This is a genomic window from Kouleothrix sp. 19917, from assembly GCF_057073505.1.
Map to the genome: position 1 here is coordinate 6,456,618 of NZ_CP097099.1, position 11,938 is coordinate 6,468,555.

Here is an 11,938-nt window from a genome sequence, read left to right on the forward strand (position 1 = left end):
CACCCACAAGAAGAACTGCCTATGCAACCTCAATCTTCGCCTGCCGTTGCGCGGCTTCGTGCAGTACAGGCGGTGCTTGCGCTCGGCGCGGCGCTGGCCTATGGCGTTGCGGTCGCCAGTGGCGCAACGCCTGCACCTGGCGCGCTGCTGCTCAGCATGGCCGCAATCGCGGCGCTGGGGGTGGCGCTGTTCGTGCTGGTGGCCGGGCGCGTGGCCGCCCCGGCTGCGCGGCGCGGCGCACGCGCCGAGGCGTCGCTGCGGCGCTACCGCCGTGTGGCCGCGCTGGTGATTGCACTCGTGTATGTCACGCTGGCGGCCGGCGCGCTGGTGGCGAACGAGAACGCGCTGCGCGCATGCCTGGCGCTGCCGATCTGCGCAACAGATAGCGCAACTGCCAGCTACAGCCTGGCACAGCTGGCAATGGCGCATCGCGTGCTGGCCGCGCTTGCGGCGCTGGCAGTGGGCCTGCTGGCCGCCCAAACATGGCGGCTGCGCGCCGAGCGGCCCGTGCGCCGGGCGGTGATCGCCACCCTGGCGCTGATGGCGGCGCAGGTGCTGGTGGGTATGCTGCAAGTGCTGCTGGCCAGCGATGGCACGGTTGGGCAGCTTGCGGCGACGCGCGGCGCGCACCTCGCCGTTGGCGTGGCGACATGGTCGGCGCTGGTGGTGCAGGTGGCGCTGGTGTTTTACTTGCCGCAGGGTGCCGCACCCAAGCCACTCGCCGCCGAGGTCGTGGCGAAGAAACCCTCCAAACTGAAAGACTACATCAGCCTGACCAAGCCGGGCGTGATCACCCTGCTGATCCTCACGACCGTCGCGAGCATGTACATCACTCCGGCAGGCGTGCCGCCACTCGCGCTGGTGTTCTGGACCTTTGTGGGCGGCTGGCTGATGGCCTCGGGCGCGCACGCGGTGAACTGCTGGGCCGATCAGGATATTGACATCAACATGGGCCGCACCAGCCGCCGCCCCATCCCGAGCGGGCGCATCCCGGCCTGGCACGCGCTGGTTCTGGGCATTGTGCTGGGCGCGCTGGCCTTCGCGATTCTGGCCGTGTTTGTTAATCTCGCGGCGGCGCTGCTTTCGCTGGCGGGCTATTTCTACTATGTGCTGATCTACACGCGCTGGCTGAAGCGCACCACGCCGAGCAATATTGTGATCGGCGGCGGCGCGGGCGCGTTCCCGCCGCTGGTGGGCTGGGCTGCCGCCACTGGCGGGCTGACCTGGGCCTCGCTGCTGCTGTTCGCGATTATTTTCTACTGGACGCCGCCGCACTTCTGGGCGCTGGCTCTGATCCGCGAGAAAGATTATGCCCGTGCCAGCGTGCCAATGCTGCCGGTGGTGGCGGGCAGCGGCGAAACCAAGCGCCAGATTGTGCTGTACACGGTGCTGATGCTGCTGATCACGATTCTGCCCACGCCGCTGCACCTGTTTGGCCTGGCCTACCTCGCCATGGCGCTCCTTCTGGGCGCGATCTTCCTGCGCTATGCGCTGCTGCTCTGGCGCGATGGCACGGTGCCGGCCGCCTGGGCGCTGTATAAGTTTTCGCTGCTGTATTTGGCGCTGCTCTGGGTGGCGATGGTGCTCGACCGGGTGCTGTTCGCGTAAAACAAGGCTCAGAGGTCAGAAGGCACGAAGAATCGCGCGATTCTTCGTGCCTTCGTGTTTTTCTTGGCAGGTAAAGAACAGTACAACTTCATTATTAACAGATGGTGCAGATTTCAGATTATATTCTCATCTGCGTAATCTGCGTAATCTGTGGATGATAGTATCCCCTGCCTAATGTGCAATTGGCACGCGCACGAGCCGGTAGGCACGCTTGCTGGCAGGTTGCGTTTCATACACCAGCCAGATCACATACGATTCCTGGCGGGTTGGCGCGCAGCCGGTGTAAGGTTCGCAGCCGGCGTTCCAGGTGCTGTAGCCCACCAGCCGCGCACCGCCCAACGATTGCTCGAACCAGGGCAGTGCAAGCGCGCCACGCCACACGCCCAGCCCGGCCAGCGGGCAGGCCAGCACCACAATCACCAGCAGTGCCGCCACGAATACCGCCCAGCCCGTCCTGTGGCGCTGCGCCTGTTCTGCTTCGCTCACTGCGCGCTCCGATATAGATAGGACGCAGAGGAACGCGGAGAACGCGGATTGCTGGAATATACATCTGTCGTTCCGCGCTCGTTCGCGTCCATCCGCGTCCCAGCTCACACAATCGAACAAATATAGATAGGACGCAGAGGAACGCGGAGAACGCGGATTGCTGGAATATACATCTGTCGTTCCGCGCTCGTCTGCGTCCATCCGCGTCCTAGCTCACACAATCCGAAGTGGTTATCGCACCTCTCGCGCTACCCCGCGCCCAGCTCGACTTCGCGCCCCAGCCGCGCTGCCTCGTAGGCGGCCAGCACCACGCGCAGGTTTTCGCGCCCGACGCTGCCCGGCGAGGGGTTGGGCGCGCCATCCAGCACGGTGTCGAGGTAGCGGCCGATCATGGCGGCGAAGCCATCTTCGTAGTTCGGCAGCAACACCTCCGGCTCGGGGCGCATGCCGCCGCTGGGCCGGAACAGCGTCAGCGCGCCGAGTGGCCCGCCCAGCGCCAGCACGCCTTCCATGCCAAACGCCACCACGCTGGAGCCGGGGAACCACACGCCCGCCGCCTGCGAGGAAAACAGCGTGCCAAGCTGGCCGCCAGCAAAGCGCACATTCAGCACCGCCGTGTCTTCGCCGCCAAGCTCGGGGCGGAAGCGCGTGGCCATGCAGCTCACCGCCTTGATCGGCCCGCCGATCTGCAAGAGCACGTCGATGTAGTGGATGCCCCCATCCAGGAGCTGCCCGCCGCCTGTGACGTTCGGATCGTAGCGCCACGCGGTGGAAAGATACTTGCCGCCCTGCCAGTGCGCGTAGGTGGCCTGAATGCCCACCAGCGGCCCGATCCGCCCTGCGTCGATGGCGCGCTTCATCTCGACGACTGCCGGCAGGGTGTGGTTGGTTTCGCCATAGAACAACGTTACGCCGGCCGCCTCAGCCGCGCTAATAATCGCGTCGCAGCCGGCCAGCGTTTTTTCCAGCGGCTTCTGGCAGAGAATGTGCTTGCCCGCGCGCGCGGCAGCGATGGCGATATCGGCGTGGAGGTGGTGCGGCGTGCAGATCTCCACCGCGTCGACCTCGGGGTCGCCCAGCACTTCTTCCAGCGATGTGGTTGCGCGCGCGCCGCCAGCCAGCTCAGCGCAGTGCGCGGCCTTGGCGGCGTCGAGATCGCAGCACACCGTAATGCGCGCGCGGGTGGCGTGCTGCCCATAGGCGCGAATATGCGACTCGCTGATCAAGCCGCACCCAATCAAAGCGACACGAAACACGATTGCCTTCTTTCTGATTTCAGCACGGTCTGAGCTTTCGGCGCGTGCCGTATTATACGCGCTTCGCGACGGGTTGCAGGTTACAAGTTTTGAATGTTGAATGTTGAGTTTTGAATGCGTACTAACCTGCAGCCGCACGAGGGTTTAGGGTCTGGGGTTTTGGGCCTGGGCCTGCGAACATGCAATCTTCAAATCCTCTGCGCCCTTCGATACGCGGCTACGTCGCTACTCAGGACGCGAATCATCCGTTGCTCATCCCAATCGTCAATCGTCAATCGTAAATCCTTCGGGGCCTCCGCGCCCTTTGCGCTCTTTGCGGTGAAATAGTCGTTCGTCCTTCGTCATTCGTCCTTCGTCATTCCCGCTTGACATCCCACCGGCGCGCGTGTATCGTGCGCGCACCGCAGCAGCGAAGATTTTCATCATCAGGAGGCCCATATGCCCGCCGTTCTGTCGCGCCCGCGCGCCCGCTTCACCGTGGGGGCTGTGGTCGATTACCTGCTCATCAGTGTCGCTGGGCTGATCGCCGCGCTGAACGTCGCGCTGTTTCTGGCCCCGCATCGCATCGCGCCAGGTGGCGTGAGCGGCATTGGCATCATCATCAATGCGATCACGGGCTGGTCGCTTAGCCTGGTGATGCTTGGCTTCAACGTGCCGCTGCTGGCGCTGGGCTTCCGCATGCTGGGCGGCTGGCGCTTTCTGCGGCGCTCGCTGCTCTACACCATCATCTCCAGCGGCGGCGTCGACATTGTGGCGCGCTTTCTGCCTCAGGGCGGCATCAGCAACGACCTGCTGCTGAACGCGATCTATGCTGGCGTGGTGGGCGGCATCAGCGCGGGCCTGCTCTACCGCGGCGGCGGCGCGGGCGCAAGCACGGGCATTCTTTCGCGCGTGCTGCAGCGCCTGACGGGCATGCCGCTCAGCCAGGCCTACCTCTGCGTCGATGGCGTGATCATCGTGTTTGCGGCGGTGCTGTTTAGCTGGGAAGCGGCGATGTACGCGCTTATGACGCTGTTTATCTGGGGCCTGGTGGCCGATTATGTGCTGGAAGGGCCGGGCGTCATCCGCATTGCCACGATTGTCACCGACCACGGCGACCGCGTGGCGGGCGCGATTATGAAGCAGCTTGGCTATGGCGTGACGGCCTGGCGCGGCGAGGGCAAGTTCACGCACCAGCCGCACGATGTTCTGTTCACCACGATCAATCGCTCGCAGGTGGGCGAGCTGCGCGAGGTGGTGGCTGCCGCCGACCCGGGCGCGCTGCTGGTGATCGGGCAGGGCCACCAGGCGCTTGGCCAGCGCTTCCGCCCCTTGCAGCCGCGCTTTCACTCCGCGAATTTCGCGCTCGCGCCCGAGGATGTGGCCGATGGTGATGCGCGTTAGTGCGCGTGAACGCGCAGAGGTTAGGGATTGGGGAATCGGGTTTGGGGATTACAATGCGGAAATTCTTGCCTGATTTCCGTTTCTCGCTTCGCAGTTTCTGGCTCTGGCAGGGAAGGGTTTCGCATGTCCCAAACAACACTGTTGCTCTGTGGCCTTGTGCTGGGCTAATCGCTGCGCCGCGCCTGCACGTAGCCGCGCTGGCTGGGGTGCTCTGCGCCGGGGTAGGGCGCGCGCCGCAGCTGCACTTCAAGCGCAAAGCCGGCTTCTTCCAGCGTGGCCGCCACGGCGTCGGGCTGCAAAAAGCGAAAATCGAGATCGACCCCCTGTTCCCACCATTCGTCCATGTGAATCACGTTGTCGCCAATGTGGAAGGCCACCAGCACGCGCCCGCCCGGCTTGAGCACACGCCGCCACTCGCGAAACGCGGGCAGCAGGTCGCCCGGCGCAAGGTGGATGATGCTGTAAAAGGCGACGATCCCGCCCAGCACCGCATCGGGGAGCGGCAGGGCGCGCATGTCGGCCTGCTCGAACGAGAGCGCGGGGAAGCGCGTGCGCGCCTGCTCGATCATGCCCGCCGAAAGATCGAAGCCGATTGTTTCCGCGCCAGCTTCGGCCAGAAACGCTGCGACATGCCCCGGCCCGCAGCCAATGTCGGCAATCGGCCCGAGACTGCCCACCTGCTCGGCAAAGGCCAGCAGCAGCGCGCGGTCGAGCGGCTTGCCAGCCAGCTCATTGGCGATCTGCGCGGTATACTCGGCCGCAACCTGGTCGTAGCTGCGCGCCACGGGATTTTGTTCTGCCATTGTCTCCCTCAAGCTATGAGCGTGCGGGCAATTATAGCGCCTAGAGCAGTCGGCTGTGAGCAGAGGCCAGTCGGCAGCAGCACTAAGGCATCAGAAAGCTATCGCGTACAAGATTGACGGCTCATCCATTGTGACGAATGCTGTAAATATGTGCGCGGCGCTTTATGCGGGCCATTTCCGACCGCATTGCGCGATATACTGGCGTCACCGGCTGGCGCGGACGCAGAAGATTTCCGTTTCCTGCTTCTCAATCCCGCGGCAATATCGCGCCGCGTCGTTCGTGCCAATGAAATAAAAGGAGCATTCTATGAACAGCAAACAGGACGCGCTGCCACTGCTGCGCGCCGAATTCGAGCGCTGGGACGCGCTGCTTGCGAGCCTGAGCGAGGCGCAGCTCACCAGCCCGCAGTTCGACGAAGGCTGGTCGATCAAAGATGTGGTGGCGCACCTGCATGCCTGGCAGCAGCGTTCGGTTGCGCGCGTTCAGGCGGCGCTGGACGGCGGCGAGCCCAACTACCCGAACCTGCCGCCCGAGCTCGACCCCGAGACGGAAGATGTCGACGAGCTCAACGCCTGGTTCCATTCACAAACCCGCGAGCAGCCGTGGCCCGAGGTCCGCCGCAACTGGCGCGCGAATTTTGCGCACTTGCTCGAACTCAGCGCGCAAGTGCCCGACGCGCTGTGGCTGGGCGACGATCGCTACCCGTGGATGGACGGCTACCCGCTGCTTGGCGTGCTCGAAGGCACCTACGAGCATCACCAGGAGCACTGGGAATTCCTCCAGCCGGTGCTGGCTGGCTTTCACGCCTAAATGTTCCTCTTATCCTTTGCGAGATTTCGCGGTATGATAGAAGCCCACACACGACGCTTCATCGTATGAAGCAGCGTTTCGGCCGAACCGTGAATTGAAAACGGAGCACAGAATGAGTGATTCGCCCCGCATTCATGAGCACATGGCCGCCTCATCTGCCAGCGGCTCTCGCAAAGGCGCCACTGTTTCCCTGATCGTTCTGCACAGCGACCCACAGCCCGCAGCCGATGCCCTGGAATCCTACGCTGCGCCGGGCGCGGCAACTGCCCCGCATTATTACATCGACGCTGCGGGCGCGATCACGCAGCTTGTGGAAGAAGCACGCGCCGCGAAGCACAGCGGCAGCGCCACCTGGAACAAGCGCCGCCGTAACATCGACCCGATCAGCATTGGCGTGACGCTGGAACACACACCCGGCACAGTTGTTCCCGCCGAGCAGCTGGACGCATTGCAATCGCTGATTGGGAGGCTCAAAAGCACCTACACGCTTGCCGACAGCGCGGTGCAGCGCTGGGAAGATGCGCTGCCCGGCCTGAGCACCGCCGATGGCGTGCTGACGCCGGCCGACCTGCCGCCGCCAATTGCGCACCCAACAAGCGTGCGCGGCCCAGTGGTTCTGAGCGACGACGACGTGCTTTTCGACGAAGGCACGATCTGCGGTGGCACGCAGGGCAGTGGGCCGGCGGTGCTGAGCGACGACGACCACTCCATGCGCGACATGCCGGGGCCGGCGGTGCTGAGCGACGACGACCCCGATTCGCAGGCGCGGCTGCGGTCGTTTTTGCTGGGCGAAACGTACCGCTACCGTGGCGAGGGCTTCCGCAGCGACTGGTCGTTTCACCAGTATGCGGCGAAAAACAACCTCGGCGCGCCGCTGGCCCAAAGCGCCACCAAAGCGAAGCAGGTATCGTTTGGCGGCAAAACCTATGGCTTCCAGCCATTTGCGCGCGATGTGCTGTTTAACGAAATACCCAAATGGGGCGAGGTGCAAAGCCTGAACAGCGCGCTGAATGGCACAATTCCGGCGGCGGGCAGCAGCGCGGCGCGCCTGATCCTTGAAGCGGGTTTTGCGGCTGCCGGCGGCGCCCTGCACGACAATCAGTCCTTTCACCAGCGAGCAGTGCGCGACAAACTGGGCGAGCCGCTGGGCGCGGGCTACGCCACCACCATCAACGGCCAGAAGGTCGCAATGCAGGTGTTTTCGTGCGACACGCTGTACACGCCCTATAACATGGCCAACGAAAGCAAAACCAACTGGGGCGATGTGCGGCGGCTCAGCGACGAGCCGGCCGGGCCACTGCGCGAAGGGCTGTGGGCCGAAACCTACAAGATCGCTGGCGTGGCCTACGACGCCAGCGCGCCAATGCAGCAGCTTGCCAGCAGCCAGAAGCTCGGCGCGCCACTCAGCGGCGTGTATGCGATCGATTTCGAAGGCAACCCATTCACCATGCAGGTGTTCGCCTGCGACACACTCTACGCCGCGCAGAATGGCCCGATCAAGCGCCTGAGCGGCTTGCCCGCTGCCGCGCCCGCTGCCGCCGCAGTAAACACCGTAACAGCATCAGTTACCGCCCCCGCGCCGGCACAGCCAGCCGCCCCGCGCGACCAGGTTGACGAGCCGCTGAGCGACCAGCGCCACACCTTCTATGTGCTGCCCTTCGCTTCGGCCCCGCGCCTCGGGCAGCCCTATGGCTACACCAAGTTCTCGGTGCGGCACCGCAGCGATTTCTACAAAAACACGCAGGGCCGGCATTCGGGAATGGACTTCATGCTGCCGGTTGGCACGCAGCTGCTTTCGATTGGCTATGGGCTGGTGGTGGCCGCTGGCGACCCCGGCAACAAAGCACTGGTTCCGTTCGGCGGCTGCCCACCGCTGGCCGTGCTGGTGCGCTACGGCAATGTGTACGCCGTGTATGGCCATTGCTCGAAGACGATTGCGCAGCGTGGGCAGTTTGTGAAGCCAGGCGACCTGCTGGCGCTGTCGGGCGAATACAATGGCGGGCATGTGCACTTCGAGCTGCGCCCGGTGCCGGCCGCGCTGCTTGGCAACCGCGACCCGGGCCAGGCGGCGAAGAACTCGGGCATTGCGCTCAACCCGGTGCCATTTTTCAGCGCCGACATCCAGAATACCTTTGCGCACGAGTATAGCAAGCTGCGCGGCGGGCCCTACGATTTCTGCTGCGACGCCTATGCCACCCAGCAGGATACAACCTTTGGCGCGCCAGTTGATGTGCGCCCCTGCACGAATTAGTGCGCGTTCAGCTCAGGGCTTAGAAAATGGGGGCGGGGGGCGGTTTCGCCGATCGTGCCCCCATCGAACTGTACTTTTCGGGAACCCTGGCCGTGCTACTCGAAGCTGATGTGCGGCTGTGCGAACTCACGTGGCTTGCCCGGCGCACGCGCGCGCAGCCCCAGGCTCAGCAGCGTCACGCTCAGGCCGCTGAAGATCATTAGCAGGTAGATGCCGTGGAAGGGCGCAACCGCGCTTGGTGCATCGCCCAGGATCGCGAAGGTCAGCGAGACGCCCAGCACGGTGCCAAACTGGCGAATGGCCTGGTTCACGCCACTACCGACCGCCAGCTTTGCGGGCGGCAGGTTTTGCACGGCCGCGCCGCCCAGAATCGGCATAATCAGCGACACACCAATGCCCGTAAGCAGCGTGCTGGGCAGCCAGACGCTCAGAAAGTGCGGCGTCGTGCTGACGCCAAACAGCAGCACCGACGCCCCGATTGCGTAGATGATTCCGCCCGGCACCAGCAGCCGCCGGTGGCCGTAAATTCCCGCCAGCCGCCCGGTGATCGGCGCGAACAGCACCACCATCAGCGGCCCGGGCATCAGCGCCATGCCCGCACGCACCAGCGGGTAGCCCCAGATGCGCGTCAGAAAGAAGATCGAGCCAAAAAACATCGCCGTGAAGCCGATGCTGTAGAAAAACATGCCGGCATTTGCCAGCGAGAACGAGCGGTCGCGGAACAGCGACAAGTCGAGTGCGGGCGAGGTGACGCGCGCCGAGCGCACGACAAACGCCACCAGCACGATTGCGCCAGCAAGCAGCGCGCCAAGCACCGCGCCATTACCCCAGCCCTGCGATTCGCTCTGCACAATGCTGAATGCCAGCAGCGCGCTTGCGCCAACCAGCAGCAGCACGCCCAGCAGGTCGGGCAGCGCGCCGGGCGTCTCATCGCGCGACTCGCGGATGATCGCGCGGCCAACGAGCACCGCCGCCAGCCCTACCGGCAGGTTGAGAAAGAAAATGCCCGGCCAGCCCGCCAGCTGCACAATCAGCGAGCCGAGCGGCGGCCCAGCCACCACGGCCAGCGCGCCAACCGCCCCCCACAGCGCCACCGCCACCGAGCGCATGTCCTGCGAGAAGGCCGCCAGCGTCAGCGCCAGCGAGGTGGGCGTGAGCATCGCGCCGCCCACGGCTTGCAGCACGCGCGCCGCAATCAGCAGCGCTGGCGAGCCCGCCAGCCCGCACAGCACCGACGCCAGCGTGAACAATGTTGCGCCGGCCAGAAAAACGCGCTTGCGCCCAACCCGGTCGGCGAAGCGGCCAGCCGGCACCAGCAGCGCGCCATACACGATTGTGTAGGCGTTCAGCACCCACGAGAGCTGTGCGCCCGATACGCCGCTGAAGCTGCGCTCAATGGCGGGAAAGGCCACAAACAGCACCAGCGCGTCGAGCATCACCGCGAATACCGCCAGGCTGGTGACGGCCAAAATCGCCCAGGGCGACGGGGACTTTTGTTTCATGAAAATAGCTCCAGTTAAGGGACGAATGACGATGGACGAATGACGGATTTCACCACGGAGAAACGGAGGTTTTGAGTTGCATGAAGGTTGCAGGTTTGCAAGTTGCAGCACCCTGCCGACTGCCGACTGCCGACTGTCACCCTTTTCACCTCTTCACCTTTTCACCTCGTCACACCGCGACCGACTGGGCAAACTGCCGCTCAACGGCTTTCGGGTCGCGCTGGAGCGCTGCCGCGATCTGCGTGGCGGTTTCGCCGGGGTAGACATCTTCTTCGCCGCTTGCCAGCGCGGCCAGCGCCGCGTGCACCACGTCGGCCGGCGCGATCTTTGGTACGTCGAGGCGCGCAACCATGTCGGTGTCGACATAGCCCGGCATCACGCCGACCACCAGCGTGCCCTGCGCCCGCAACTCGGCGCGCACCGCCTGCGTCAGCGCAAACGCCGCCGCCTTCGACGCCGAGTAGGAGCCGGCGGTCGGGCTTGCCACCCGCGCCAGGATCGAAAGCACATTGATCAGCGCACCGCCACCATTAGCGGCCAGCACCGGCGCAAACGCCCGGCTCATCCGCAGCACGCCGAAGTAGTTCACTTCCATCTCCTGCCGCGCCGCCGCCAGATCCTGCGCGCCAATCAGCCGTTCCCCACGCGCCACGCCCGCGTTGTTGATCAGCAGTGTGACGTCGGGCAGGCGCGCGGCCGCCGCCAGAACCGACTCGTCGCTGGCTACGTCGAGTGTAACCGGCACAACCCGCGCGTCGGCGCGCGCCAGCTCGGCCAGCGATTGCGGATCGCGCGCCCCGGCATAGACACGCGCCGCGCCCGCATGGAGTAGTTCCTGCACGAACACCCGGCCAATTCCGCGATTCGCGCCCGTCACCAGCGCCACCGCGCCATCGAGATCAACATGCTTGCTCATTGCTGTGCTCCTTATGGGACCAATCGGTCTCAAAATAGTGTAACGAAAAGGGCGGCCTGCGCCGCCCGCGAAAATTCCTACGCCGCGATGTCGCGCTCGATATACTGCGCCAGGTGCTGCGCGACGTGCTGAAAATAGGCCGCGCTGCGGTGCGCGCGCGACAGCAGAATGCCGCCTTCAAGCGCCGCAACCATCACCGCCGCAACCACCTGTGGGTCGGTGCCGGCGCGCACGCTGCCGTCGGCCAGGCCCGCCTCGACAATGCTGGCAATCAGCCCTTCCCAGCCCACAACGACCTCGCGCACGCGCGCGCGCAGCGCCGGGTCGCCGTCGTCGCTATCGACGATGGTGTTGAGGATCGGGCAGCCACCCGGCACCGGCGGGTCGGATGTGATGGCGCGAAACGCCGCAACCACCGCCAGCAGCTGCCTGATCGCCCCGGTTTCGGCACCCACCGCTGCAAGCAGGCGGCTGGTGCTCTGCGCCTGCGCGTACTCGAATGCGGCCAGCGCCAATTCTTCCTTGCTCGCGAAATGGCGGTAGATGCCGCCCTTCTGCAAGCCCGTGCTGGCCATCACATCGCTGATCGACGAGCCCGTGAAGCCGCGCTGATTGAAAAGCGTGGCGGCCTGCCGAATGATATGTTGTCGGGTCTGCTCGCCTTTTGTCATGCCATTCACCCGTAAAAGCGACCAATCGGTCTCATATGAAGTATACACCGTTTTCCAGAAAGCGCAAGCGGCAGTTTGTGTGCCGCCTCAGCACTATGGAGTAGATCAAAGCTCCGACCACGGGCCCTTGCTCTTCTCCATCCGACGGCGTATGGTAGGGCTACTATCACCCATATCGGAACAAAACACTTTCGCCTGGGCTTGTGGATGGGATTTGAGTGGCTGGCCCACGCCAGGGCATGCGCGCAGGG

10 protein-coding genes are annotated in these 11,938 nt (G+C 64.7%); 4 read left to right on the forward strand and 6 right to left on the reverse strand.

Annotation, left to right across the window (positions count from 1 at the left end; all coding sequences use genetic code 11):
- The first annotated feature begins 21 nt into the window (after positions 1-21).
- Positions 22-1,608, forward strand: a complete 1,587-nt coding sequence (locus tag M1P90_RS26115; RefSeq protein WP_483698522.1) for a heme o synthase — start codon at positions 22-24, stop codon at positions 1,606-1,608.
- Between the two features lie 171 nt (positions 1,609-1,779).
- On the opposite strand, the gene M1P90_RS26120 is transcribed toward M1P90_RS26115, so the two are convergent.
- Together M1P90_RS26120 and M1P90_RS26125 are read right to left on the reverse strand one after the other, a co-directional pair.
- Positions 1,780-2,094 (reverse strand): hypothetical protein, encoded by a 315-nt coding sequence (locus M1P90_RS26120; protein ID WP_483698524.1) that lies wholly within the window; start codon positions 2,092-2,094, stop codon positions 1,780-1,782.
- A gap of 248 nt (positions 2,095-2,342) precedes the next feature.
- Complete coding sequence (locus tag M1P90_RS26125; protein ID WP_483698525.1) at positions 2,343-3,350, reverse strand: Gfo/Idh/MocA family protein; 1,008 nt, start codon at positions 3,348-3,350, stop codon at positions 2,343-2,345.
- Between the two features lie 438 nt (positions 3,351-3,788).
- On the opposite strand from M1P90_RS26125, the gene M1P90_RS26130 reads away from it, so the two are divergent.
- The gene (locus M1P90_RS26130; protein ID WP_483698527.1) at positions 3,789-4,733 is read left to right on the forward strand and encodes a YitT family protein; all 945 of its coding nucleotides are present in this window, start codon (positions 3,789-3,791) and stop codon (positions 4,731-4,733) included.
- Between the two features lie 164 nt (positions 4,734-4,897).
- Here M1P90_RS26130 and M1P90_RS26135 read toward each other — a convergent pair whose 3' ends face one another.
- Positions 4,898-5,536 (reverse strand): class I SAM-dependent methyltransferase, encoded by a 639-nt coding sequence (locus M1P90_RS26135; RefSeq protein ID WP_483698528.1) that lies wholly within the window; start codon positions 5,534-5,536, stop codon positions 4,898-4,900.
- A 307-nt stretch (positions 5,537-5,843) separates the two neighbouring features.
- Between M1P90_RS26135 and M1P90_RS26140 the strand changes: the two genes are divergently transcribed.
- Both M1P90_RS26140 and M1P90_RS26145 read left to right on the forward strand, forming a co-directional pair.
- On the forward strand, positions 5,844-6,347 hold the full coding sequence (locus M1P90_RS26140) for a ClbS/DfsB family four-helix bundle protein (RefSeq protein WP_483698530.1): 504 nt from the start codon (positions 5,844-5,846) through the stop codon (positions 6,345-6,347).
- Positions 6,348-6,459: 112 nt separating this feature from the next.
- Positions 6,460-8,598, forward strand: coding sequence for an N-acetylmuramoyl-L-alanine amidase (locus M1P90_RS26145; protein WP_483698531.1), 2,139 nt, complete (start codon positions 6,460-6,462; stop codon positions 8,596-8,598).
- 95 nt (positions 8,599-8,693) lie between these two features.
- On the opposite strand, the gene M1P90_RS26150 is transcribed toward M1P90_RS26145, so the two are convergent.
- From M1P90_RS26150 to M1P90_RS26160, 3 genes are all read right to left on the reverse strand, one after another.
- The gene (locus tag M1P90_RS26150) at positions 8,694-10,100 is read right to left on the reverse strand and encodes an MFS transporter (RefSeq protein WP_483698532.1); all 1,407 of its coding nucleotides are present in this window, start codon (positions 10,098-10,100) and stop codon (positions 8,694-8,696) included.
- A gap of 169 nt (positions 10,101-10,269) precedes the next feature.
- Positions 10,270-11,016: an SDR family oxidoreductase gene (locus M1P90_RS26155; RefSeq protein ID WP_483698533.1), complete on the reverse strand. Its 747-nt coding sequence runs from the start codon at positions 11,014-11,016 to the stop codon at positions 10,270-10,272.
- A gap of 77 nt (positions 11,017-11,093) precedes the next feature.
- Complete coding sequence (locus tag M1P90_RS26160) at positions 11,094-11,687, reverse strand: TetR family transcriptional regulator C-terminal domain-containing protein (protein WP_483698534.1); 594 nt, start codon at positions 11,685-11,687, stop codon at positions 11,094-11,096.
- Between the last annotated feature and the right edge of the window lie 251 nt (positions 11,688-11,938).